Source organism: Streptomyces sioyaensis (genome assembly GCF_004122735.1).
Classification (GTDB): domain Bacteria; phylum Actinomycetota; class Actinomycetes; order Streptomycetales; family Streptomycetaceae; genus Streptomyces; species Streptomyces sioyaensis.
Genome location: NZ_SDIF01000070.1, coordinates 1 through 24,258, shown reverse-complemented (window position 1 = coordinate 24,258; position 24,258 = coordinate 1). Strand labels below are relative to the sequence as shown.

Annotated in this window: 18 protein-coding genes; 8 read left to right on the top strand and 10 right to left on the bottom strand. The window is 72.7% G+C overall.

The features are described from left to right. The first annotated feature begins 1 nt into the window (after position 1). The gene (gene msrB / locus EST54_RS22195; protein ID WP_129249481.1) at positions 2 to 409 is read left to right on the top strand and encodes a peptide-methionine (R)-S-oxide reductase MsrB; all 408 of its coding nucleotides are present in this window, start codon (positions 2 to 4) and stop codon (positions 407 to 409) included. A gap of 88 nt (positions 410 to 497) precedes the next feature. On the opposite strand, the gene EST54_RS22190 is transcribed toward msrB, so the two are convergent. The 4 genes from EST54_RS22190 to EST54_RS22175 all read right to left on the bottom strand — a co-directional run bounded on the left by EST54_RS22190 (position 498) and on the right by EST54_RS22175 (position 5,258). Beyond that, positions 498 to 1,808 (bottom strand): NPCBM/NEW2 domain-containing protein, encoded by a 1,311-nt coding sequence (locus tag EST54_RS22190; RefSeq protein ID WP_129249479.1) that lies wholly within the window; start codon positions 1,806 to 1,808, stop codon positions 498 to 500. A gap of 184 nt (positions 1,809 to 1,992) precedes the next feature. Then, complete coding sequence (locus EST54_RS22185) at positions 1,993 to 2,652, bottom strand: 4'-phosphopantetheinyl transferase family protein (protein WP_129249478.1); 660 nt, start codon at positions 2,650 to 2,652, stop codon at positions 1,993 to 1,995. Then, positions 2,649 to 3,593: a metallophosphoesterase family protein gene (locus tag EST54_RS22180; protein WP_372448166.1), complete on the bottom strand. Its 945-nt coding sequence runs from the start codon at positions 3,591 to 3,593 to the stop codon at positions 2,649 to 2,651. Before EST54_RS22180 ends, EST54_RS22185 begins: the two co-directional genes overlap by 4 nt. Before the next feature lie 63 nt (positions 3,594 to 3,656). Continuing rightward, positions 3,657 to 5,258 (bottom strand): PucR family transcriptional regulator, encoded by a 1,602-nt coding sequence (locus EST54_RS22175; protein ID WP_129249476.1) that lies wholly within the window; start codon positions 5,256 to 5,258, stop codon positions 3,657 to 3,659. Positions 5,259 to 5,484: 226 nt separating this feature from the next. On the opposite strand from EST54_RS22175, the gene EST54_RS22170 reads away from it, so the two are divergent. The 3 genes from EST54_RS22170 to EST54_RS22160 all read left to right on the top strand — a co-directional run bounded on the left by EST54_RS22170 (position 5,485) and on the right by EST54_RS22160 (position 8,880). Further along, entirely contained in the window at positions 5,485 to 6,018 is a 534-nt protein-coding gene (locus EST54_RS22170) for a type 1 glutamine amidotransferase domain-containing protein (protein WP_129249499.1), read from the top strand. Between the two features lie 656 nt (positions 6,019 to 6,674). Beyond that, entirely contained in the window at positions 6,675 to 7,466 is a 792-nt protein-coding gene (locus tag EST54_RS22165; protein ID WP_129249474.1) for an IPT/TIG domain-containing protein, read from the top strand. A gap of 151 nt (positions 7,467 to 7,617) precedes the next feature. Beyond that, the gene (locus tag EST54_RS22160; protein ID WP_129249473.1) at positions 7,618 to 8,880 is read left to right on the top strand and encodes an IPT/TIG domain-containing protein; all 1,263 of its coding nucleotides are present in this window, start codon (positions 7,618 to 7,620) and stop codon (positions 8,878 to 8,880) included. A gap of 101 nt (positions 8,881 to 8,981) precedes the next feature. Here the strand turns inward: EST54_RS22160 and EST54_RS22155 are convergent, their stop codons facing one another. Together EST54_RS22155 and treZ are read right to left on the bottom strand one after the other, a co-directional pair. Beyond that, positions 8,982 to 9,662, bottom strand: a complete 681-nt coding sequence (locus EST54_RS22155) for a hypothetical protein (protein ID WP_239012675.1) — start codon at positions 9,660 to 9,662, stop codon at positions 8,982 to 8,984. Positions 9,663 to 9,928: 266 nt separating this feature from the next. Further along, entirely contained in the window at positions 9,929 to 11,710 is a 1,782-nt protein-coding gene (gene treZ / locus EST54_RS22150) for a malto-oligosyltrehalose trehalohydrolase (protein ID WP_129249472.1), read from the bottom strand. A gap of 189 nt (positions 11,711 to 11,899) precedes the next feature. Here treZ and EST54_RS22145 point away from each other — a divergent pair, with 189 nt between their 5' ends. After that, entirely contained in the window at positions 11,900 to 12,445 is a 546-nt protein-coding gene (locus EST54_RS22145; protein ID WP_129249470.1) for a DUF1707 and FHA domain-containing protein, read from the top strand. 51 nt (positions 12,446 to 12,496) lie between these two features. Here the strand turns inward: EST54_RS22145 and otr(A) are convergent, their stop codons facing one another. From otr(A) to glgX, 3 genes are all read right to left on the bottom strand, one after another. Beyond that, positions 12,497 to 14,464: a tetracycline resistance ribosomal protection protein Otr(A) gene (gene otr(A) / locus EST54_RS22140; protein ID WP_129249468.1), complete on the bottom strand. Its 1,968-nt coding sequence runs from the start codon at positions 14,462 to 14,464 to the stop codon at positions 12,497 to 12,499. Between the two features lie 197 nt (positions 14,465 to 14,661). After that, positions 14,662 to 17,115, bottom strand: a complete 2,454-nt coding sequence (treY, locus tag EST54_RS22135; RefSeq protein WP_129249467.1) for a malto-oligosyltrehalose synthase — start codon at positions 17,113 to 17,115, stop codon at positions 14,662 to 14,664. 121 nt (positions 17,116 to 17,236) lie between these two features. Beyond that, positions 17,237 to 19,447 carry a glycogen debranching protein GlgX gene (gene glgX / locus EST54_RS22130; protein WP_129249465.1) on the bottom strand — a complete coding sequence of 737 codons (2,211 nt, stop codon included), beginning with the start codon at positions 19,445 to 19,447 and terminating at the stop codon, positions 17,237 to 17,239. 241 nt (positions 19,448 to 19,688) lie between these two features. On the opposite strand from glgX, the gene EST54_RS22125 reads away from it, so the two are divergent. From EST54_RS22125 to EST54_RS22115, 3 genes are all read left to right on the top strand, one after another. Then, entirely contained in the window at positions 19,689 to 20,504 is an 816-nt protein-coding gene (locus tag EST54_RS22125; RefSeq protein ID WP_129249464.1) for a Tat pathway signal sequence domain protein, read from the top strand. A 44-nt stretch (positions 20,505 to 20,548) separates the two neighbouring features. Further along, positions 20,549 to 21,880 (top strand): copper amine oxidase, encoded by a 1,332-nt coding sequence (locus EST54_RS22120; RefSeq protein ID WP_129249463.1) that lies wholly within the window; start codon positions 20,549 to 20,551, stop codon positions 21,878 to 21,880. A 100-nt stretch (positions 21,881 to 21,980) separates the two neighbouring features. Beyond that, positions 21,981 to 23,231, top strand: coding sequence for an SAV2148 family HEPN domain-containing protein (locus EST54_RS22115; protein WP_129249462.1), 1,251 nt, complete (start codon positions 21,981 to 21,983; stop codon positions 23,229 to 23,231). Positions 23,232 to 23,343: 112 nt separating this feature from the next. Here EST54_RS22115 and EST54_RS22110 read toward each other — a convergent pair whose 3' ends face one another. Further along, entirely contained in the window at positions 23,344 to 24,135 is a 792-nt protein-coding gene (locus EST54_RS22110; RefSeq protein WP_129249460.1) for an SDR family NAD(P)-dependent oxidoreductase, read from the bottom strand. Between the last annotated feature and the right edge of the window lie 123 nt (positions 24,136 to 24,258).

The window sequence follows — 24,258 nt, the reverse complement described above, 5'->3', positions numbered from 1 at the left end:
GATGCCGTACGAGATCGACAAGCCCGACGAGCAGTGGCGCGCCGAGCTGACCCCCGCGGAGTACCAGGTGCTCCGCCAGGCCGGCACCGAGCCCGCCTTCGTCGGCGAGTACACCGACACCACGACCGAGGGCGTCTACTCCTGCCGCGCCTGCGGCGCCGAGCTCTTCCGCTCCGACACCAAGTTCGCCAGCCACTGCGGCTGGCCGTCCTTCTACGACGCACGCGACTCGGACGCCGTGGAACTCGTGCCCGACACGTCGCACGGAATGACGCGGACCGAAGTGCGCTGCGCGCGCTGCGGCTCGCATCTCGGGCACGTCTTCGAGGGCGAGGGGTATCCGACGCCGACGGACCAGCGGTACTGCATCAACTCGATCTCGCTGCGGCTGCTTTCGGACGACGCGTGAGGGGTGGGACGGCGCGGCCCGCGCAGCAGTGAGGCCCGTCAGACAGTGCGGGGCAGCCCTGCCGCGGCCGTCCGCGGCAGGCGGCCGCTCATCTGCACGTGATGAGCGGCCCACCCCAGTCGGCGTGATCGGAGTTGTTCCCGTTGCCTGCGTCCGTGGCCACGAGTCGTAGCTCGCTGCCGCCGGTGAGGTCCGCGGTGAGATGCTTCGCGGATTGGCCGACCGTCATCAGCCCGCTGTCGGCGACCAGCGTGCCGTCCCGGTAGATCTGGAAGACCACCGAGCCGTTCGCGCCCACCTCGTCGTCGATCCCCACGTCCACGCTGAGGGCGGAGCAGGCGCCGCCGAGCTGGTAGGTGATCTCGCTGTTGGCGTGGGCCCCCAGGCCTTCGACGTAGCCGATCCCCGCGATGGTGAGGGGACGCCCGTCGATGCTGCGGTTCTGTCCCACCGGCCCCCAGGCGTTCTGGCTGGAGCTCCACGGCCGGGCGGTTAACGCGGTGGTGTGGGCGGGTGGCGGCTTGTCCTCGGGGCCCCGGGGTGCGGAGGGCGACCGGGTGGCCGACTTCGAGGGCCGGGAACTCGGGTGCTTCGACGCCGTGCTGCGGCCGGCGGTCGGTGTGGCCGACGCCGAGCGGGAGGCGGTCGCCGACTTCTCGGGAGACGCCGTCGGCGACCGGTCGGGAGTGGGAGCCGAAGAGTGGCCGACGCCTCCGGGGCCGGCGCCCGAGGCCTGGTGGCGCGTCGGGCCGAGCAGCGGGCCGACGGATATGGCAAGCCCGGCCACGACGGCCACGGCGGCGGCGAGCACGGCGATGCGCGCCGGGGCGAGTCGGGACCCCTGGGCCTTGCGCGGCCCGTTGGAGGGGTTCATCCCCAGGGGGCGGACGGAGTCGGAGGGTTCGTCGCCAGTGAGGGGCAGGTGTCCGGTGAAGGACACCTGCCCGGTGAAGGAGACCTGCCCGGTGTCGGACGGACCGGAGCCCTCCCCCGGATGCCGCCCGGCCGGCCAGGACGCGAAGTCGTCGCGCAGCTCGGTCCTTCGGGGGCCCTGGTGCCAGACGGCGGCGGTGTGGCGTACCGCCGCCAGCAAGCTGGCCTGCCAGTCCGTCGGCGCGTCTCCCGGGCCGGGGGAGTGCAGGACGCCGGCGATGGCTTCCGCCGCCAGATCCGCCGCGGCCTGGGAGGATCCGCAGCAGGTGCGGGCGTAGGCCAATACGGCGGCGTAGTGCCGGCGGTGGAACTCGTCGAGGGCTTCCTCGGCCGTTCCGTCCGGAACTGCCGCCCCACGTGGATCAGCCGTCGCCGGGCCGCCGGTCCGGGCGGCCGCACGGATACGCGCGACCAGCTCGGTATCGGACGGTTCTGTTCCGCCGGTGGGGGCGAATTGCTCTTGCATAAGTGGGCTACTGACCCTTCGACGTCCTGACGATTCATAAAAATACCGCAGGGCGTACAGGGTTGCGCCGGCCGGTCCGTCACTGTGGTCGATCGGTGCGGAACACGACTCTTGATGCTGCGTTATGCGCGGCCCGCCCCCCTGCGAGAGGCGGGTCAGGAACCTCCCCTGCTCCTCGGGCAGTTCACACCGTCACCACGATCGCCGTCACCACCAGCCCCGCCCCGATCAGCCAGCGGCCGCTGAATTCGGTGAGTTCGCGGCCGTCGATCACGGGGCCCGGGACGAGGAGGCGGGCGGTGAAGGTGGCGTTGGTGGGGTCGAGGATGAGGTGGGCCTCCTGGAAGTCGAGCCAGCGGCGGGTGAGGGGGTACCACGCCTTGTAGACGCTCTCCTTCGCGCTGAAGACCAGGCGGTCCCAGCAGACCTCGGGCTGCGCCGCGGCCAGCCGGGCGAGCTGGGGGCGTTCCGCGGGGAGGGTGACCAGATCGACCACCCCGGGGTCGTTCACCGGCAGATGGGGCTCGGCGTCCAGGCCGATGGTGCGCACCTCCGCCGAGCGGGCCACCGCGGCGGCGCGATAGCCGTTGCAGTGCGTCATCGCGCCGACGATGCCGGCCGGCCACTGCGGCTCCCGGCGGGGGCCCGGAAGCAGGGGAGCGGGGGCGATCCCCAGCTCGGCCAGTGCGCTGCGGGCGCAGCCGCGTACGGTGCCGAACTCCTTCTGCCGCTTGGGGACGGCCCCGGCCACCAGCGCCCACTCCTCCGGGAACATCTGCGACACCGGGGCGTCCTGGAAGGCCTCCGCGGTCACGACCGGGGGCGGCAGCAGTTTGTCGATCATGCGGGGGTCCCCGTGGTGTCGCCGGCCGCGGCCGGCACGGGGAGGATCTGGACCGGGCGGCCCGGGGCGCGGGAGCGGCGCTGCCACTCGCGCGGGTAGCCGAGCGACACCTCCTGATGCGGGACGCCGTCGCAGACCAGCAGCCGCGGGATGTGGAGATGGCCGTAGACCACGGCGGCGGCCCGGAAGCGGACGGGCCAGTCGGCGGTCGCCTCCGTACCGCACCACAGCGCGAAATCCGGGTACCACAGCGGCTCGGTGGGCTCGCGCACCACCGGCCAGTGGTTGACGAGCACCGTCGGCAGGTCCTCGGGCACGGCGGCGAGCCGGGCCTCGGTGGCGGCCACCCGCGCCCGGCACCACGCCTCTCGCGTCGGATACGGGTCCGGGTGCAGGAAGTGCTCGTCGGTGCACACCACTCCGGCCTTCTCGGCCCGGGCGAGCGCCTCGTGCGTGGACGTCACCCCGGGCTGCCGGAAGGTGTAGTCGTAGAGGAGGAAGAGCGGTGCGATGACGACCGGACCGCCTTCGCCCTCCCACACCGGATAGGGGTCCTCGGGGGTGAGGACACCCAACTCCCGGCAGATGCCGACCAGATGCTCATAGCGCGCCACACCGCGCAGCTGTACCGGGTCGTCGGCCGTCGTCCACAGCTCATGATTGCCGGGCACCCACACCACCTTGGCGAACCGGCTGCTGAGCAGGGCGAGCGCCCAGCGGATGTCGGACACCCGCTCGCCGATGTCGCCGGCCACCAGCAGCCAGTCGTCGTCGGACTGCGGCTGCAGCCCCTCGACGATGTCGCGGTTCTCCTTGTAGCGGACGTGCAGATCGCTGACGGCCACCAGGGCGCCGCGCCCGCCGCTCCGTGCGGAGCGTGCAGGGGGCGCGATGGCGGGGCCGGCGGTGCCGGGCGTGGGGGTGCGGATCTCGTAGGTCACCCTCGAAGTAAAAACGGTGCCGGGGAGAGAGTGAAGGGCGGACCGAAAATGTAGGGGTTCGTGTCACCGGCCCGGCGGCGGGGGAGTGGGGCGGCCGCCGGTCCCGGGGGTGCCGCCGCGGCGGATGCGGGTGGCCAGCCACAGGTCGAAGCGGTCGTCGGGGTCGTCGAGGCGGCGGCCGGTGAGGTCCATCACCTTGTCCAGGCGGTTGCGTACGGTGTGCCGGTGGACGCCGAGCCGCCGGCTGGTGGCGTCCCAGGCGCCGCCGGTCTCCAGCCAGGCCGCGAGCGTGGCGGTCAGCTCCTCGCCGTGGTCGGCGAGGTCGAGCGGGCCCAGCACCGTGTCGGCGTAACCGTCCAGCGTACGGCGGTCGCCCAGGTCGAGCAGGAGCCGGCTGGCCTGGCTCTGCCGGGCCTCGGCGGGCTCCCCGCCGGCCCGGCTGACGGCCAGCAGACCGGCCGCCTGGTGCAGCGACACCCGGACCGCTTCGGGGCCGGCGGCCGGGCCGATACCGGCCGGACGGTGCGGGGCGAAGCGGGCGAGCACCTCGCGGACGTCCAGGTCCTCGCCGGCCACCGCCTCGATCAACGGGCCAGCCGCCCCGTCCACCACCCGGACCAGGCCGCCGGGCAGCGCCAGCGCCAGATCGGCGGCCATCTCCTGCGCGGCGCCCTCCGCGCTCCCCTCCCGCGACGGGTCCGGCCCCGTACGGCCTCCCGTGCCGCCCGGGGCCTCCACCACGACCCCCCGCACCCGCTCGGCGGTCAGCCCCACCGACTGCAGCACGTCCCGGGCCCGGTCGGCGGACGGACCCTCGTCCGCCAGCAGCTCCGACAGCAGCGCCGACCTGCGGCGCCGCTCCGGCTCATCGCGCAGATGACGGCGCTCCAGCTCCAGGGAGAGCAGGGAGACCAGGCCCGGGACGACCGAGCGGGCGGCGTCGTCCAAGCGGCCGGTGAGCAGCAGCAGCCCGCGCAGCCGCCGGGCCCCCAGCGGCTGCACCTCCAGCTGCTGCCCGGCGGCCGTGCTGGCGGCGCTGCCGCGCAGCCCGTGCGCGGCGACCCGCGCGAGCAGCTCCTGCGCCTGCGCGGGAGGCGTGTGCCGCGCCCGCTCGCCGGCCGCCAGCAGCCGCCCCAGGGGGTCGAGCACCGCGGCGCCCACGCCGGTGGCGGCCGTCCACTCCGCCAGCATCGGGCGCAGGCCGCCGCCGGTCGCCGCGGCGGTCAGCCGCCGCTGGGTGGCGAAGGCCCGCTGCAGCAGTTCGCGCTGTTCCTGGGCCCGCGCGTCGAAGACCGCTTTGGTGACGGCGATGAACGGCACCCCGTCCGGCACCGTCAGCAGCGGCAGCCCGGCCTCCTCCGCCGCCCGCACCAGCGGCTCCGGCGCCTCCTGATACGGCAGCCCCTGCCCCAGCCCGAGCGCCAGACACGCCGCCCCGCCCTCGGCGACATCCCGGACGTACGCCCGGCACGCGGCCGGCTCCCTCGGCAACAACAGCCCGATGGTCATGAGGAGTTCGCCGCCCTCCAGCCACTTTCCCGGCGCCGGCAGATCCGAGACCGTCGCCGCCTCGATCGTGCGGGCCAGCAGGTGCGGCGGCACGTCGTAGGCGACCGACAGATCGAGGTCGGGCCGGGCCAGGAGGTCGGAGAGGTGCAGGGGCATGTACACAGTGTCCAGCACATGTGCCGTGAGTGGACGATCGGGAGAGCGGGGCGGCCGCTGATCGCGCGCTTCTCAGGGCGCCGGACGGCCTCGGGAGCACCCGTCGGGCCCGGTCCGCGGGGCCCGGACCGGCAAAGAAGTGCCTGGCGCTGTGGGCCGTTATGGTCGAGAAGTGGGAGCGGGGGCTTCCTCGCTCCCCGACCCGACGAAGGGACGTGAGCGCAGTATGCAGGCGGCGTTTCTGGTGGCCCCGGAGGGCACCGAAGAGGTGGAGCTGACCCAGCCCTGGCAGGCGGTGGTCGCCGCGGCCGGCGGCCCGACGCTGGTCTCCACCCACACGGGAAAGGTGCAGGCGTTCCACCACCTGGACAGGGCGGCCACCTTCCCCGTCGATCTGACGGTGGACGAGGCCACCGCGGCGGACTTCGACGGTCTGGTGCTGCCCGGCGGCGTGGCCAACCCGGATGCGCTGCGCCTGGACCCGCGGGCCGTGGCGTTCATCAGGTCGTTCTTCGACGCCGGAAAGCCGGTGGCCGCCATCTGCCATGCACCGTGGACGCTCATCGAGGCCGATGTGGTGCGCGGCCGCACCCTGACCTCCTGGCCGAGTCTGCGGACCGACATCCGCAACGCGGGCGGCACCTGGGTCGACGAGCAGGTCAAGATCTGCACCGCCGGACCGAACACCCTGATCACCAGCCGCAGGCCCGCGGATCTGGAGGCCTTCTGCGCGGCGTTCGTCTCGGAGTTCTCGCACTAGGACTCGGAGTTCTCGCACCAGGACTTGCCCGCCCCGACGAGCTGAACGATGCGCGGAACGACGAGCCGAGCGATGAGCTGAACGCCGAGCCGAGGGATGAGCTGGACGGCGAGCCGGCAGGGCACGCACCGGCGTAACGCGCAGGGCGGATCCGGCTGTTGCCCGCCTCCTCGTATCGCACGACCCCGGCCCCGCACCCCCGCACTGCCCAACAGGCGGTGGACGATCCTGTGCGGAAGAGGCCCTGGGGCTGCTCGCGTGCACACATATGCCGCCGACGGGTGGGCGGTTGCGGCCGTCCGCCCGTTTTTTCGGCGGCCTTGTCGGCTGGAATGAAGAGGAAAGAGCCGGGGCGTGCAACGGCGGATGGGGTCGGTTAAGTAGTCCTTAGCCTATTTACCTATCGAGCCTTTATTGCGCCAATTTCACCTGTCGCCTCCTTCACCCCTTGGCTTTAATCAATCACGCGAGATTGACACCGCCCTGTATGCGGCGCCGCGTCGATTCACACGGGACGACCCTCCCCAGGTGCCGGCCCAAGGGGATTTCACCTTCCCTCCCCGCCCCATGGGGACCTCCCTTGCGTTGCGGACCGGGCCAGCCACTGCCTGCTCTGCCCACCCCCGGCGGAGCGGCACATTCGAAGGAGAAAGATCATGGCAACCATCACCTCGCTCGTGGACACCACGACCACCACCAACCAGGGAAAACCCGGGGACACCGTCCAGATCAACGGAACCGGTCTGTCCACCACCACGAGGGTGAACTTCGGTGCGGCGGCGGTCACTCCGGTAAGTGTCACCGCCACCCTGGTCACCTTCGTGGTGCCCAGTACGGCGCCGTGCTCCGGTCAGGTATCCGTCAGCGTCACCAGCAGTGCCGGTGCCACCAGCAACGCGCTGCCGTTCTTCGTCATCGCCACGCCGACCACCACGGGGCTGAGCGTCACCTGCGTATCGGCCGCCACGGGCGGCTCGGTGACGCTGTTCGGCACCAACTTCCTCTCCGGGACCCAGGTCGGGGTGGGCAGCGTCGGCAACGTGGCGGTCACCCCCACCCAGGCCAGCCAGGTCACCTTCACCGCGCCGGCCAACCCTGGCCAGGTCGGCACCGTCTCGACCCAGCCGGTGACCATCACCACCGCCGGCGGCACCAGCGCCTCGGGCACCACGCTGGTCGACTACTACCTTGCGCCGGCCATCACCTCGGTACTGCCCACGTCGGGCACGGCGGGGGACCAGATCACCGTCAACGGAACCGGTTTCGTCGGCGTCGACACCGTCACGTTCACCGACAGCGCCGCGGCCACCGCCACCGCGGTCTTCAACCCCGTGGGCGCCGGCCAACTCGTCGCCACCGTGCCCGGCGGGCTCGCCACCGGCGCCGGGACCATCACGGTCCACACCTGCGGCGGAGACTCCAACGCCCAGGCCTTCACCATCACCTGAGCGTCGCGGTCGACCGGCACCGACGGCACGACCACCACGTCGCCGCCCGTCCGCAGCGCGTGCCGCGGACGGGCGGCGACGCCTCCGCCCCGGCCGACGACCGCGGGCCACGGCGCGACCGCCCCGGGCGGCACGAGAAGGAGAAGAGCACATGGCCCCCGTAGTGACCGGCGTCAGTCCCAACCAAGGTCCTCCTGGCGGCAATACCGGCGTCACCATCACCGGCTCCGGCTTCACCGGGGCCACGCTGGTCAGGTTCGGCTCCACTCCCACCAACTTCGTCCTCGTCAGCGATACGCAGATCACGGCCAGGACGCCCGCGGGGACCGGCACGGTCATGGTCACGGTCACGGCACCGACCGGGACCAGCACCCAGAACGTGCTCTTCACCTACACCACCGTCGCCGCCCCCGTACTCACCACCCTCAGTCCCGCTTCGGGCCCCACCTCGGGCGGCACTGTCGTCACGCTCTCCGGCACGAATCTTGCCGGCGTGACCTCGGTGAAATTCGGGGTCAACTCGGCGACCGTGTTGAGTAATACCGCTTCTCAGGTGGTGGTGGTTGCGCCTGCGGGATTGCCGTCGTCCGTCGCGGTGACGGTGACTACGGCGGGCGGTACCAGTAATGCTCTTGTTTACACGTATGTTGCTGCTGCTGTTCCGGTCATCAGTGGTCTGAGTCCAAGTTCGGGTCCGGTCTCGGGCGGAAATCTCGTCACCGTCACCGGCAGCAATCTCTCCGGAGCGATCTCGGTGAAATTCGGAAACAACCCGGCGACCGTGCTCAGCAATACCGCTACGCAAATCGTCGTCAGCGCGCCCGCCGGGCCGCCGTCCGCCACCACGGTCACGGTCACCACCGCCGGCGGCACCAGCAACCCCCTGCCGTACTTCTACGTCGCCGCGCCCACCGTCAATGATCTGTCCGCGCACCTCGGCCCGGCCACCGGCGGCAACACCATCGCCGTCTTCGGCAGCAATCTGACCCTGGCCACCGCGGTGAGCTTCGGGGGGAATCCGGCCACTGCCGTCCTTGTGGTCTCCGACAGCCAGCTGACCGCCACCGCTCCGGCCGGTGCGGGCACGGTCGTCGTCACCGTCACCACACCGGGCGGGACCAGCACGGCGGCCACCGGGAATCCGTACTACACGTATCTCGCGGCGCCCGTCCTGACCGGCCTCACCCCCTCCCACGGCCCCGATCTCGGGGGCGACGCGATCGTGCTGGGCGGCAGCAACCTCACCTACACCGACGCGGTGACCTTCGGGGGCGTCCCGGCCTCGTTCGCGGCGGTCTCCGACACCCAGGTCGTCGCGACCTCCCCGGGCGGCGCGCCCGGCACGGTGAACGTCGTGGCACACACCCCGGCCGGGAACAGCAACGCCCTGCCGTATGTCTACGACCCGTCCTGAGTCCGCCGAGGTCTGCGACTCGTCCTGAGTCCGCCGATGTCTGCGACTCGTCCTGAGCCCGCCGAGGTGGGACATTCGGCGTCGGTGCCAGGGCCGGGCGGTCAGCAGGCGGGGGAAACCGGCGGCAGGGCACCGCAGTTGGTCGGGGTGTTGCCGACGACGGCGCTGCCGGTCAGGGCTACCGTCCCGGCGTTGGTGAAGATGCCGCCGCCGGCGACGCTTGCGGTGTTCCCGCTGACGGTGCCGCCGGTGAGGGTCAGGGCACCGTCGGTGTAGATGCCGCCGCCGTAGGACGCCTTGCTGCCGCTGACCGTGCTGCTGGTGAGGGTCACCGTGCCGCCGAGGTTGGCGATGCCCCCTCCCACGCCGAGGCCCGCGTCACCGCCGCTGACGGTCACCGTGGTCATGCTGAGCCGGCCGTTGGCACCCGGGACCTGTGACGGGCCGTCCACCTCGAAGATCCGGAAGGCCGGCGCGCCCGGGGCCCGGGTGATCTGCGTGAGAAAGCCGGTCATGGAGATCGGGGTGGTGATGTTCGGCAGCCCCGCCGGGTGTCCGGCTCCGCCCGAACTGTGGGCGCTGGTCAGGGTGTACGTACACAGGGCAGCGAGGGTCAGGCTGCCGCCTCCGGCAGCGTTGGCCGTGTCGATCGCGTCGGCCAGCGCCGACTCACCGCACGACACCTGCATCGGGACCGCGGCGTGGGCGGCGGGAGCGGAAACCAAGGCCAGCGGAAGCACAGCTGCCGCCAGCAGCGATCGCACGATGTGGATGGCTCGCAAGACGTCCTCCTCGGAGACGTGGTTGAGCCACCCACCGGCCGACACCCGTGTCGGCGCCGGTCGGCGGAACCCTCCGCCGGGCGACGCCGGGCTCAGGCAAGCCGGGCCCGCTCACCCGTGGACCGGCCGCCGCCGCTGACCAGCGGAGGGAGGGGCGGCCCACCTGGTAGGAGCACCAGTAACCCATCCGAGGGAGCCGGGCACAAGGGAGGCCGACAGCCCTTCACCTTTTCAGCCGAGCGCGGCCCCGACCCATCGGACAGACCCTACGGACCGAGCACCACGGCCGACTCCGGAGGCAGCCGTAGCACCCCGTCCGCCCCGGGGAGCCGGGCCGCGGGCCAGCCGGCCAGGGCCTGGAGCCGGGTCCCGCCCCGCGCCGCGTCGTCGAGGGGGACGGCGGCCGTGGCGTCCCGCGCGAGATTGACCACTACCTGGAGCGGGCCGCGCCGCAGCAGCAGCCAGCGGGCCTGTTCGTCGAAGCGGACGGCGGTGTGGCGCGGATCCGGATCGGTCAGCGGGGGCAGCTCATGGCGCAGCGCCAGCAGTGTGCGGTGCCAGGCCAGCAGCGCGGAATGCGGCTTCCGGGCCGGCTGGGACCAGTCCAGGACGCAGCGGTCGCGGGTCGCCGGGTCCTGCGGATCGGGCCAGTCCCCGGCCTCTCCGGCCCATTCGTGCGCCCCGAACTCGCGCCGCCGCCCGGCCCGTACCGCCTCCGCCAGCTCCGGATCCGGATGCGAGGTGAAGTACTGCCACGGGGTGGTCGCCCCCCACTCCTCGCCCATGAACAGCATCGGTGTGAACGGTGAGCACAGCACGAGGGTGGCGGCGCAGGCGAGCAGGCCGGGGGAGAGCCCGGCGGCCAGCCGGTCGCCGAGCGCGCGATTGCCGACCTGATCGTGCGTCTGGGCGTAGGCCAGCAGGCGGTACGCGGGCGTCACCCGCAGGTCGAGGGGCGCGCCGTGCACCCGGCCGCGGAAGCCGGAGTACGTCCCGTCGTGGAAGAAGCCACCGGTCAGCGTCTTGGCGAGGGCGGCGAGCGGGGCGCGCGCGAAGTCGGCGTAGTAGGCCTGGGATTCGCCGGTGAGCGCGGTGTGCAGGCTGTGGTGGAAGTCGTCGTTCCACTGGGTGTGCAGACCGAGCCCGCCCAGCTCCCGCGGCGCGGTGGTGCCCGGATCGTTGAGATCGGACTCGGCGACCAGGAACAGCGGACGCCCCAGCTGCCCGGCCAGCGCGTCGACGGCGGCGGACAGTTCGGCCAGGAAGTGCGGGGTGCTGTCGTCGTGCAGCGCATGGATGGCGTCCAGCCGCAGTCCGTCGAGCCGGAAGTCCCGCAGCCAGGAGAGCGCGCTGCCCAGGAAGTACCGGCGCACCTCGGCCGCACCGGGGGCGTCGAGATTGACCGCCGCGCCCCAGGGGGTGTGGTGGGTGTCGGTGAAGTACGGCCCGAACGCCGGGAGATGGTTGCCGGACGGGCCGAGGTGGTTGTGCACCACATCGAGCAGCACCCCCAGCCCGTGGCCGTGCGCGGCGTCCACGAACCGCTTGAGCCCGTCCGGCCCGCCGTAGGGCTCGTGCACCGCCCAGGGCGCGACCCCGTCGTACCCCCAGCCGTGGTGGCCGGGGAAGGGGCAGACCGGCATCAGGGAGACATGGGTGATGCCCAGGTCGGCGAGGTGGCGCAGCCGTTCGGCGGCGGCGCGGAAGGTGCCCTCGGGGGTGAAGGTGCCCAGGTGGAGCTCGTAGAGCACCGCGCCGGGCAGTGGGCGGCCGGGCCAGGGGTGCCGCCACCGGAACCGGTCGTGCTCGACGACCGCACCCGGCCCGCCGGGACCGTCCGGCAGCCGGACGGCCCGCGGATCGGGGAGCGGTGGCCCGTCGTCGAGCCGGAAGGCGTACCGGTCGCCGTCGCGGGCCGGGGCCTCGGTGCGCCACCACCCCGCACGGCCGGGGTCGCGCTCCAGCACGACCGCCGGCTCCCCGGCCCGGTCCCCCGCCCACTGGAGAGCGACCTGTCCGGCCCTCGGTGCCCACACCTCGAACAGCACGGCCGTCCTCCTTCGTTCGCGGTCCCGACGAAGAAAGCATGCCCGCGCGCGGCCCGGCAGCCCCGCGCGGCGACACGGGTCCCACTTCGGCCATCCCGCGGACCGTCGCGGCGACCCGCCCGCCCACCTGCACCGTCCTCGCGGCAACACTGCCTGGACAGCGGCTCGCGGTGGCCCGAGAATCGCGGTATGACTTCGCTCGAGTTCCCTGCGCGCCCGACGCGCCTGTCGGATGCCGACCGGGAACGCGCTCTTGATCTGCTGCGCGACGGCGCGGCGCAGGGACGGCTGTCCCAGGACACCTTTCTGCGGCGACTGGAACTCGTCCTCACCGCCCAGCAGCAGTCCGAACTCGATGTGGTCACCGTCGACTTGGCCGACCGCGGCAAGGTCCAGGGCACCGTCCTGCGGATGGTGGGCCGGGCCTCGGCGTTCCACCTGCGGGTGCGCCGCGCCTGGCGCAGGGAGCGGCTGCCGAAGCTGCTGCTGCCCGAGCCGGGCCCGCTCCCGCTGCTCATCGGGCGGGCGCCCGGTGTGGGCCTGCGCCTCAACCACGACACGGTCTCCCGCGCCCACGCCGAACTCCGCAGCGCCGGCAAGGGCTGGGTGCTGCGCGATCTCGGCTCCACCAACGGGACCTGCGTCAACGGCCGGCGCGTGGTGGGCGAGGTGCCGGTCGGCCCCGGCGATCACATCACGTTCGGCCAGGTGGACTACGTCCTGACGGAGCGGTGAGCCGATGCGCGGTGAGTGGCGCCGCGCCCGCCCCGCTCCCGCCGCGTCACCTCACCCGGTCCCGCCCCCGCCCTGCCGCACCGGCCGGTCGCCCGACGGGGACGACATCCACACCCCTTCACCGTGCGTCAGCCCGGGCAACCTCCCCTGGATCTCCTGGACGTGACGGGCCGGGAGAACGCCGCTGACCAGCCAGGAGTGCACCCCGCCGGAGGTCTCGGCGATCTCGGCGCCCCGTGCCGCGAGCCGGGCGGTCACCGCGGCCAGCGCGGTGAGCGGGACCTCGGCCTCGAACGCGTGGTACGGCTCGTAGACCCGGGTGCCGGCCCGCTCCAGCGCCCGTCGCAGCACCGGGGCGGTGACCGTACGGAAGTCCCCGGCGGTGCTGACCGGGCCGATGAAGCCGGAACGGATCAGCACTACCCGGCAGTCCGTCACCGCCAGCCCCTGCGGCCCGCATTGCAGGGTCGCCAGGGCGGTCTCCTCGATGGCCTGGTGGAAGCCGTGCGGCAGCGCGCCCAGTTCGGTCTCGTAGGTGAAGACCGGCCCCGAGCCGCGGGCGCCCGGCTCCACCCGGAGCCCGACCGTGGCCCAGGGCCCGGTGTGGCCGAATCGGGCGATCTCCTGGCACGCCTCGCCGACCCCGGACGGCCGCTCCACGCACACCACCCGGCTCGGCGTGAACTCGGCCTCGATGCCGTACTCCTGGTGCAGGGTGGCCGCGAGGATCTCCTTCTGCACCTCACCGTGCAGCAGCACCGAGGTCGCCCCGTCCGGCGCGGGGCGCACCTGGAGCAGCGGGTCCTGGTCGGCGAGGGTCAGCAGCGCGCCGCGCAGTGCGGCGGCGCGGGCCGGGCGGCAGGCCCGGACCAGGGTTTCGAGGGTGGGGGAGCCGAACAGCGCCGGCCCGGCCGCGGTGTCGTCGGCCGGGCCGAGCCGGTCGCCGGTCCGGATGCCCGGCAGCCCGCGGAGCACCGCGATGTTGCCCGCGGTGAGCGGCCCGGTGTCCCCGGGCGGCCGGCCGATGACCTCCAGCGAGGTGATCCGGCCGGTCACGGACGTGGCCGCCCCGTCCGCCCCGGTCCGGTGCAGCGTGATCTGCTGCCGCGGCCGCAACGCGCCGTCGTAGAGCCGGACATGGGCCGTCCGCTCGCCGTGCGGTGGCTGGTGGACGGCGAAGACCGTGCCCCGCGGCTCGGTGCCCGTCCCGGCCGGCGCCGGCGGGATCAGCCGGACGATTCCCTCGACGAGCGCCCCGACGCCCTGGCCGCCGAGCGCGGAGCCGAAGTACACCGGATGCAGCGAGCCGTCGGCGGTCCGGGCGGCCAGCGCCGCGCGGAGCCGGTCCGCGGTCAGCGGCGGCTCGCTGCCCCGCGCCGGGCCGCCGTCCTGCTCGCGCCCTCCGGGTGCCGCCCCGACCAGCTGCGCCAGGACCGACTCGTCGGCCTCGGCCACCGTTTCGGCGATCCGCCCACGGATCCGCGGGTCCTCCAGGTCGTACGGCACCGAGCCGGCCCGTGCGGTGCCGAGGCCGGTCACGGAGGTCATCGGGACGGGCACCGGTGCCAGCAGCCGGCGGATGTCCGCGAGCAGCGCCTCGCCCCGGGCACCGGTCCGGTCGATCTTGTTGACGAACAGCAGGGTGGGCAGCCCCAGCCGCCGCAGTGTCTTCATCAGCACCCGGGTGCGGGCCTGGACGCCCTCCACCGCGGACAGCAGCAGCACGGCGCCGTCGAGGACCCCCAGGGCGCGTTCGACCTCGGCGATGAAATCGGCATGGCCGGGGGTGTCGATGAGGTTGATCCGGACCCCGCCGACGGTGAAGGAGGCGACGGCCGAGCGGATGGTGATGCCGCGCAGGCGCTCCAGCTCGCCGGTGTCCGTACAGGTGTCACCGGCGTCGACGCTGCCGAGCCGGTCGATGGCACCGGTGTCGAACAGCAGCCGCTCGGTGAGGCTGGTCTTACCCGCGTCGACGTGGGCGAGAATCCCGATGTTCAGGGTGGGCGAAGGAAGCATGGAAGGTGGAGTCCTCAAGAACTGTCGTCCGGTCGGGGCGATGAGTAGTTCCGAGGAATCGGCGCATTCCGTGCTCCTTGCTCAGGGAAATTCGGTCGTACGGGGCCATGCTGCCAGCCGTGCGGCAGCCCGCAACCGGATTTCCCGGCGGCGGGGCACAGGGCGGCCATGCCCCCGAGGCCCCATCTGACGAGGCGTCACTCCCGCACGAACAGCGCCACCGGTGACTCGTCCAGCAGCTCGTTCAGTCCCACCACCGAGCCCTGCGGCAGTGTGCGTCCGGTCAGCTGCTCGCGCCAGGGGCCGCCGGGCGGGAGCCGCAGCAGGGTGTCCCACCAGCCGCCGGTCTCCACCAGTCGCAGCGACAGCCGGGTCACCACCGTCAGCACCCGCCGGCTGCGGCAGAACGCCACACAGTGCTCGGCCGCCGGCCCCTCCGCGTACACCGGGTCGTACGACGCCGCGGCGCCGAACCACTGCGGCCGGTCCCGCCGCAGGCGCAGGGCCGCGGCGGTCAGCCGGAGCTTCTCGGCGGACAGATCGCGCGGTGCGGCCCCGCCGTCCAGCGCGTCGAGCAGCTCCGGGTCACACCGGGCCGGGCGCCGGTTGTCCGGGTCGACCAGCGTCGGATGGACGAGTTCGGTGCCCTGGTAGAGGTCGGGCACGCCCGGCATGGTCAGCTGCAGCAGCGCCGCACCCAGCACATTCGCCCGGATGAACGGCGCGAGCTCCGCCGCCAGCGCGGCGAGCGGGGCGGCCGCGGAACCGCAGGGGCCGCTGCGGACGAACTCCTCGACGGCCTCCTCGTAGGCCGCGTCCGGATCCGTCCACGAGGTGCGCAGCCCGGCCTCCCGCACCGACTTGAGGACCGCGGGCACCACCCGGTCCGCCGCCGGGCCGTCGGCCGGTCTCCCGAGGCCGAACGCGGTCTGCCAGGCCAGCCACGACACCATCGGATCCCGCGGACCGGCACCGCCCACCAGGTCGCCCCCGGCCTCGCAGACCGCCCCGGGCAGCGCGCCCAGCACGTCCCGCCACCGGTCCGGGCACTCCGACAGCACCGCGATCCGCGCCCGTACATCGGCGCTGCGTTTGGTGTCGTGCGTGGAGAGCACCGTGCCGGCCGCGGGCCGGTCCCGCTGCATCCGTGCGCAGTACGCATGGAACGTCGCGGGGGTGAGCGCCGGGTCGCCGGGGGCGCCGCCGACCTCGCAGGCCGACAGCAGCACCGGGTAGCGGTAGAAGGCGGTGTCCTCCACGGATTTGGCGTGCAGTGCGGAGGCGGTCTGGGCGAACCGGGCGGTGAAATCGGCGCAGTCCGCGGTGGCGTCGTCCGGGCCGTCGGTGAGCCGGCCGAGGGCCAGCTCGTGGATCAGGTCCACCGCCCGGGCCTCCTCGGGCACCCGGAAGGCGGTGCGCGCCCCCGCGGCCGCCGGGCCCAGCAACGCCTCGTTGTGCGCGGCCTGCTCCGGCTCGGCGGCGTAGGGACGGTAGACCGGCACCCGCACCAGCAGTTCCCGCAGCGCGTGCCGCAGCGCCCACGGTGCGTGGTCGCCCGGCTCGGGGCGGCGCGCGCTGATCCGGCCCGCGGTGCGCACCAGCCGCTCGACCTCCGCGGACAGCTCGTGGGTGACGACCTCGTACGCGGCCCGGCGCACCGTCTCCTCCCAGTCGCCGCCCTCGTCGGCCAGCGGGGTGACGAAGTCCCGGTAGTGGGAGAACAGCCGCCCCGAGCCCTGCGGGCAGACGAACAGCCCGTCGATGTGCCGCAGGGCGTCATAGCCCGTGGTGCCCGCGCAGGCCCAGCCCGCCGGCAGCTGCTCGTCGCCGGTGAGGACCTTCTCCACCACCGTCCAGCGGCCGCCGGTCCGCTCGTCCAGCCGGGCCAGATAGCCGCCGGGGTCCACCAGCCCGTCCGGGTGGTCGACGCGCAGCCCGTCGATGACGCCCTCGCTCAGCAGTCGCAGCATCGTGCCATGGGTGGCCTCGAAGACCTCCGGGTCCTCGACACGGACCCCGATCAGCTCCGAAATGCTGAAGAACCGGCGGTAGTTCAGCTCGCTGCGGGCCAGCCGCCACCAGGCGAGGCGGTACCACTGGGCGTCCAGGAGGCGGGCCGGCGGCAGCCCCTCCGTACCGGGGCGCAGCGGGAAGGCGTGCCCGTGATAGCGCAGCACCTCGCCGTCGACGCGGAGGTGCCGGATCTCGTCGCCGAGCCGGCCGCCGAGCAGCGGCAGCAGCACCCGGCCGCCGTGTGCGTCCCAGTCGATGTCGAACCACCGCGCGTACGGGGACGCCGGGCCGTCGCGCAGCACCTGCCACAGCGGCCCGTTCAGCGACACCGGCTCCGGCACGGCCATGTGGTTCGGCACCAGGTCGACCACCAGCCCGAGGCCGTGCGACCGGGCCGTCGCCGCCAGTGCCCGCAGCCCCGCCTCACCGCCCAGCTCGGCCCGTACCGTCGCGTGATCGACCACGTCGTAGCCGTGCGTGGAGCCCGGCACCGCCTCCAGCACCGGTGAGAGGTGCAGGTGGGAGACGCCGAGTGCGGCCAGATACGGGACCGTCCGCTCCGCGGCGGCGAACGGGAAGTCCGGCTGGAGCTGCAGCCGGTAGGTGGCGGTCGGCGACGGACTCGATGGCTGCCTCATGGGAACACCCGTACCCCGCTGACGGCTCGTTGTGTCATCTGCTTCCGGCATTGGTGTCGGGCGGCCCGGCGGGGCGGCGCCGTGGCGCACGCGCGGCGCCGGGCGCGCCCCCGGACAGCCCCTAAGCCGGCCGCTGCAGCACCAGCAGGCTCCGGCCGACGAGCGTCAGCCGGTCGCCCGCCTTGACCTTGGCGCCGCCGCCGTCCGCCACCGCCCGCGGCCGGTCGGTGTCCACGACGACCTGCCACTGCCGGCCCAGATGCTCCGGAACCATGAACTCCTTCTCCTGGTCGTCGGCGTGGAACATCAGCAGGAACGAGTCGTCGGTGACCGGCTCGCCCCGGGGGCCCGGCTCGGAGATGGAGTTGCCGTTGAGGAACACCGTCAGCGATTTGGCGTGCACCGACTGCCAGTCGCGCGGCCCCATCTCCTCGCCGTCCGCCGTGAACCACGCGATGTCGGACAGCTTGTCAGAGGCGCCCTCCACCGGATGGCCCTGGAAGAACCGCCGCCGCCGGAACACCGGATGGTCGCGCCGCAGCCACACCATCTGCCGGACGAACGCCAGCAGCGCCAGCTGCTCCGCGTCCCCGTCGGCCGCCTCGTCGGTCCCGTCGGCCTCGTCGAGCTCGTCGGCCCCCTCGGCCCCGGCCGGCAGCCCGGTGCCCCCGCCCGGACCCCGCCGCTCCGGCCAGCGCACCCACGACAGCTCGTTGTCCTGGCAGTACGCGTTGTTGTTGCCGCCCTGGCTGCGGCCGAACTCGTCGCCGTGGCTGAGCATCGGCACGCCCTGCGACAGCATCAGCGTGGCCAGGAAGTTGCGCATCTGCCGGGCCCGCAGCCGCCGGACCCCGGGGTCGTCGGTCGGCCCCTCGGCGCCGCAGTTCCAGGACCGGTTGAAGCGCTCGCCGTCGCGGTTGTCCTCGCCGTTGGCCTCGTTGTGCTTGTCGTTGTACGCGACGAGATCGTGCAGGGTGAAGCCGTCGTGGCAGGTCACGAAGTTCACCGAGGCCAGCGGCCGCCGCCCGTCCTCCTGGTAGAGGTCGGAGGAACCGGTCAGCCGGGACCCGAACTCCGCCAGGGTGCGTGGTTCGCCCCGCCACAGGTCCCGCACGGTGTCGCGGTACTTCCCGTTCCACTCGGTCCACAGCGGCGGGAAGTTGCCCACCTGGTAGCCGCCCTCTCCGACGTCCCACGGCTCGGCGATCAGCTTCACCTGGCTGACCACCGGGTCCTGGTGCACCAGGTCGAAGAACGACGACAGCCGGTCCACCTCGTGGAACTGCCGGGCCAGCGTCGCCGCCAGGTCGAAGCGGAAGCCGTCCACCCGCATCTCCTGCACCCAGTAGCGCAGCGAGTCCATCACCAGCTGCAAGACATGCGGGCTGCGCATCAGCAGCGAATTACCGGTGCCGGTGGTGTCCATGTAGTACTGCCGGTCGTCGCACAGCCGGTAGTACGAGGCGTTGTCCAGCCCCCGGAACGACAGCGTCGGGCCCAGGTGGCTGCCCTCGGCGGTGTGGTTGTAGACCACATCGAGGATCACCTCGATCCCGGCCTGGTGCAGCGCCCGCACCGCCGTCTTGAACTCCAGCACCTGCTGCCCGCGGTCCCCCCAGGACGCATAGGCGTTGTGCGGGGCGAAGAACCCGATGGTGTTGTAGCCCCAGTAGTTCGTCAGCCCCGCGTCCACCAGCCGGTGGTCCTGGACGAACTGGTGCACCGGCATCAGCTCCAGGGCGGTCACCCCGAGCTTCGTCAGATGGTCGATGATCGCCGGATGCGCCAGCGCGGCGTAGGTGCCGCGCAGCTCCTCGGGGAGCTCCGGGTGGCGCATCGTCAGGCCCTTCACATGGGCCTCGTAGAGCACCGTCTCGTGGTACGCGGTGCGCGGCGGGCGGTCGTCGCCCCAGTCGAAGTACGGGTTGACCACCACCGACGCCATGGTGTGCGGCGCCGAGTCCAGGTCGTTGCGCACCTCGGGGCGCCCGAAGTGGTAGCCGTAGATGGCCTCGTCCCAGTCGATCCGGCCGCTCATGGCCCGGGCGTACGGGTCGAGCAGCAGCTTCGCCGAGTTGCAGCGCTGCCCCCGCTCCGGTTCGTAGGGGCCGTGCGCCCGGAAGCCGTAGCGCTGTCCGGGCATCACTCCTGGAAGATAGGCGTGCCGCACGAAGGCGTCACTCTCCCGCAGCTCGACGGCGGTTTCCGAACCGTCGTCGTGCAGCAGACACAGTTCGATGCGCTTCGCGGCTTCGGAGAACACCGCGAAGTTGGTGCCCGCCCCGTCATAGGTGGCACCCAGCGGATACATCTGTCCCGGCCAGACCTGCATGGGTAGACTCTTCCACTTTCTCGGCGGGCGCTGCGGCGACTCCACGGCACACCTCAGCGGAACAAGACGAAATCCTTCCTCAACTTTTCGCAACTTGTCGTACACAGAGGGCTTTTCGCGAGATCTCCGCTGAATGGTGGGCAACCCGTCGCGATGTCGGATCGTCCTATCAGTCGTCCTACTGGAGGACCCACGGGGGGACCGACATGCATGTCACGGAACGTGACAGCAGGGGGGAACAGTGCACCACCTGATGCACCGCCACCTCGGCAAGATCGTCGCGGGCGCCGCCCTCGCCCTCACGGGTACCGCCGCCATGGCCGCGATCACCTTGCCGTCCGACGCCGGCGCCGCCGACGGCAGGGGGAGCGCCGGCCGCCCCGCCGCGCTCGGCGCCCCCGCGCCGGGACGCGACGGGGGACCGCCGCCGCCCGGCGTCGTCGAAAAGGCCGCCGCCCAAGGGGAGCGCGGGACGGGACGGGACCCGCTCACCGACGACGAACTCCGGCGCGCCCAGGACCTGGCGCTGCCGCGCACCCTGCGGGGCGCCGCCGCGGACGTCACCGGGCGGCCGGGGCCCGAGCGGCTCACCACCGACCTGGTCGAACTCACCCCCGCGGAGGCCCAGCTCGCCGACCCGCCGCGCCGGGCAAGGGTCTCGTTCTACGACTACCGGAGCGACAGCTACCTCACCCGGACCGTCAATCTCACGACCTTGACGGTGGAGTCGGCCGACACCCAGCACGGCGTCCAGCCGCCGCCCGGCCACGACGAGGCCGTCGAGGCGGCCCGGCTGCTGATCGCCGCCCCGCTGGGCGCCGGACTGCGCCAGGACTACCGCGACGCCACCGGGCACGACCTCACCGGCCCGGACCCGCTCTCCGTCACCGGCTTCGTCTACCGCGGCCGGGCGGAGGGCGCGGCGCCCGGCGCCCTGGGCGAGTGCGGAAAACACCGCTGCGTCCGCCTCTTCACCAAGATCAAGAACGGCCGGTGGATCGACACCCGCCGCTTCGTCATCGACCTCAGCGCCCGCACCGTCGCCCGCCTGGGCTGACCGCGCCCTCCCCACCGTCACTCCTTCGCACAGGAGCCTTCGTCATGCCCGAAAGCCGTCCCACCGGTGCCCGCTCCCGCGGCACGCGCCGCCGCGCCACGGCACTCGCCGCGGTCCCGCTGCTGTTCGCTGCGACAGCCCTGCTGACCGGACCGGCCGCCCAGGCCGCCCCCACGGCTCCCGCCGCACCCGCTCCCCGGTGCAGCGCCGCCTACCGCCTCACCCAGACGCTCGACGGCGGCACCGTCTGGCGCATGTGCTGGCACTACGAGAGCAACGCCGGCCTCGTCCTGGACGACATCTCCTACCAGCCCAAGGGCGAACGCGCCCCGATCAAGGTGCTCACCACCGCCAAGCTCGCCCAGATCCACGTCCCCTACGACGACGGCACCAACGAGTACGACGACCTCACCGGCCAGGGCTTCGCACAGGGGCTGCAGAAGCTCGATCCCGCCGAGTGCCCCGGCGGCACGATCAAGACCGTCCGGGTGCCCGGCGCCTATGACCCCGCACACCCCGACGTCAGCGGTCTGTGCGCCACCACGCGCTCCCGCGGCCACGCCTACCGCAAGGGCCCCTACCCCGGCGAGAACGCCCGGACCTACCAGCTCCAGGGCAAGGACCTGCTGGTCTACACGGTCAACAAGGTCGGCTGGTACGAGTACATCAGCGAGTGGCGATTCTCCGGTGACGGCACGATGACCATGCAGGTCGGCGCCACCGGCACCGTCTCTCCCGGCGACTACGACGCCGGCGACGGCCGCGGCATGCCGATCGGCAAGGGCGCCAAGGACTACGCCACCAGCCACAGCCACAACGTCTTCTGGCGGCTGAACTTCGGTCTGGACGGTTCCTCCACCAACAAGGTCGAGCAGTTCGACTCCGCCCTCACGACCCGGTCCGGCGGTCGCACGCCCACCATCCGCACCACCCGCACCCCCGTCACCAAGGAGCTGGCCGGCGACTACGGGCCGCTGCGGTGGTGGCGCGTGGTGAGCGACACCGGCAAGAACAAGGACGGCCATCCGCGCTCGTACGAGATCGTCCCGGGCCGCTCCAGCAAATACACCGGCCGCAGCTACACCACCCACGACCTCTATGTCACCGACTACAAGGCATGTGAGCAGTTCGCCAGCAACAACCTGGCCAATTGTGGGGAGCGGGCCGGCCGGAGCGTCGACACCTGGGTCAACGGCCAGCCGCTGAAACACCCCATCGCGTGGGTCAACATCGGGTTCCACCACATCGCCAGGGACGAGGACCAGGAGCCGATGCCCGTGCACTGGCAGGGCTTCCAGCTGGTGCCCCGCGACGTCACCGCTATGAATCCGCTCACTCCGCCCGCGTTGTCCGGGCACAACGGGCACTATGGATAAGGGGAGTTGCTGACCGACTCCCCTCATCCTGCTGCACCGCCTCCCGCACCGCAGTAGTCTGCCTTGATCGTTGGCACGGGGGTTCGGAAGGCGGTGGCAGGTGAGCGGCGGGCTGGAGTTGCCCCCTGGTGACGAGAGTCATGAGGGCCATGAGGGCGGCTCCGTCGACGCACCGCCCGGCGCGGTGTCCCTGGCGCGACCGCTGGAGATCGGGGCGGAGCTGGACTGGGGCGCCGACGCCTGGAGCGAGGTGCGCACCAGGGCCCGCCGGGCCGGGCGCGCCTACATCTGGCTGAATCTCGTCGAGCAACGGCTGCGGGCCGTCGTCGCGGCGGTGCTGCGGCCCATCTACGAGCCGGTGCACGGCGACGAATGGGTGATCGCCGCGGCCGGACCGGCCGGACAGGAGTGGGTGCAGCGCGCGGTCGCCGTGCGCGAGGTCAGCCGCCGCAAGGGCTACCTCCTCGACCCCGCCGACGACAACATCGTCAGCTTTCTGACCCTTCCGCAACTCCGCGAACTGATGGTCCAGCACTGGCCCTGCTTCGCGCCGTACTTCGACGACCGCCGCGACGTGGAGCTGGCCCTCGACGAACTGGAGGTCGCGCGCAACATCGTCTCCCGCAACCGCGCGCTGTCCGAGACGGTGCTCGCCCAGGCCGAGCGCGCCTCCGCCCGCCTCCTGGACATACTCGGCTCCGGTGTCGGCAGCCGCATCTCCGGGCGGCTGCCGATCGACGCGGTGGAGGACCTGGTCGGTGACCGCTATGCCGATGTCATCGGGGTGCACTCCGACCGGGTGCGCCTGCAGCGCCAGCTGCCGGCCGAGGACCTCTTCGGCGGCGCCCGCCGGCTCGACGCCGTGGGCATAGGGCTGAACCTCCTGGTCCAGAACTACTCGGGCCGCCGGCTGGTCCGGCTCGCCGAATCCGGCTGCCGGGTCCGCCTGCTGTTCCTCAACCCGGCCAGCAGTGCGGTCCGCCGCCGGGAGCGCGAAATCGGCCTCAAGAAGGGCGAGATGAGCCGCTCCATCGAGATGAACATCCTCCATATGCGCAGGGTGCGCGCCCGGCTGCGCGACCCCGGTGCTTTCGAGATCCAGGTCTTCGACGAGACCCCGCGCTTCACCGCCTACCTGGTCGACGGTGACGGGCCGGACGGTGTGGCCGTCGTCCAGCCCTACCTCCGCAAGAGCCGCGGGATGGAGTCGCCCGTCCTCGTCCTGCGCGGCGGCGGCCGCGAGATCGTCCGCCAGGACGCCCGGGACGGCCGCGACGGCGACCATGGCCTCTTCGAGACCTACCGGGAGGAATTCGAGAGCATGTGGGCGGATTCGCGGCCGGTGTCCTGACCGGCCGACGGGGGCGGAACGGATGCGAAGCGGAGGGCGGGCCGGGGAGCGGGGCGAGCCTCAGGGGGGCGAGCCGGGGAACGGCGATGCCTACGGCGTTCCCCGGCGACGTCTACGGCGTTCCGGTGATTCCCCCGTCCACCCGTAGTTCGATCCCGTTGACGTAATCGGCGAGCGGGCTCGCAAGGTAGGCGACCGCGGCCGCGATGTCCTGCGGACGGCCCAGCCGCCCGCTCGGGTTCGGCGCATACTCCGCGACGATGTCCGCCTCGTCCCGGCCGGCCCCCTCGTTCCCGCCGGCCGCCGCGCGCTCCTCGAACATCCGGTACATGGAGGGGGTGACGATCACCCCAGGACTCACACAGTTCGCGGTGACGCCGGTACCGGCGAGATGGCGGGCCAGGCTGGTGGTCATGTTCACCACGGCGGCCTTGGCAGCGGAGTACGTCACCATGTTGGGCAGCGGTGTCCGCACGGCACGGCTGCCGATGGTGATCACCCGGCCCCAGCCGTGGGCGCGCAGCGAGGGCAGCAGCGTCTGGCTGACCCGTACCGTCGGCAGCACGTTCCCCTCGAAGGCGGCCCGCCAGTCGGACGGCTGGGAGCTGTCCCAGTCGTGTTCGGCGAACGGACCGGCGTTGTTGACGAGGATGTGGGCGCCGAAGTCCCGTGCGGTGAGGGCGACCTGCTCGGCGACGCCCGGTTCCGTCAGATCGCCGAGCACCACCTCGGCCCGTACACCGCGGGCCGCGACCCGCTCGGCGACCGCCGCCGCGGCCCCCGCGCTGCGCCCGTGCACGAGGACGTTGCACCCCTCGTCCGCCAGCGTCTCGGCGATCGTCGCGCCGATCCCCGAACTGCTGCCCGTCACCAGCGCGCCCTGTCCTGCCAGCTGTAGGTCCATGGCGGTCAGCCTAGGGGCTGGGCGGTCGGTCGGGGCCTGGTGTCGCGAGCGGGGAGGGTGTGGGCCGGGAGGGTGTGAGGTGGGCGGGAGGGTGTGAGGTGGGCGGGGCGCGAGCTGGGAGGG

Bases quoted from the DNA above. Each gene is read 5' to 3' on its own strand.
- msrB (WP_129249481.1), top strand. From the start codon at position 2: ATGCCGTACGAGATCGACAAGCCCGACGAGCAGTGGCGCGCCGAGCTG.
- EST54_RS22190 (WP_129249479.1), bottom strand. From the start codon at position 1,808: ATGCAAGAGCAATTCGCCCCCACCGGCGGAACAGAACCGTCCGATACC.
- EST54_RS22185 (WP_129249478.1), bottom strand. From the start codon at position 2,652: ATGATCGACAAACTGCTGCCGCCCCCGGTCGTGACCGCGGAGGCCTTC.
- EST54_RS22175 (WP_129249476.1), bottom strand. From the start codon at position 5,258: ATGCCCCTGCACCTCTCCGACCTCCTGGCCCGGCCCGACCTCGATCTG.
- EST54_RS22170 (WP_129249499.1), top strand. From the start codon at position 5,485: ATGCAGGCGGCGTTTCTGGTGGCCCCGGAGGGCACCGAAGAGGTGGAG.
- EST54_RS22165 (WP_129249474.1), top strand. From the start codon at position 6,675: ATGGCAACCATCACCTCGCTCGTGGACACCACGACCACCACCAACCAG.
- EST54_RS22160 (WP_129249473.1), top strand. From the start codon at position 7,618: ATGGCCCCCGTAGTGACCGGCGTCAGTCCCAACCAAGGTCCTCCTGGC.
- EST54_RS22145 (WP_129249470.1), top strand. From the start codon at position 11,900: ATGACTTCGCTCGAGTTCCCTGCGCGCCCGACGCGCCTGTCGGATGCC.
- treY (WP_129249467.1), bottom strand. From the start codon at position 17,115: ATGAGGCAGCCATCGAGTCCGTCGCCGACCGCCACCTACCGGCTGCAG.
- glgX (WP_129249465.1), bottom strand. From the start codon at position 19,447: ATGCAGGTCTGGCCGGGACAGATGTATCCGCTGGGTGCCACCTATGAC.
- EST54_RS22120 (WP_129249463.1), top strand. From the start codon at position 20,549: ATGCCCGAAAGCCGTCCCACCGGTGCCCGCTCCCGCGGCACGCGCCGC.
- EST54_RS22110 (WP_129249460.1), bottom strand. From the start codon at position 24,135: ATGGACCTACAGCTGGCAGGACAGGGCGCGCTGGTGACGGGCAGCAGT.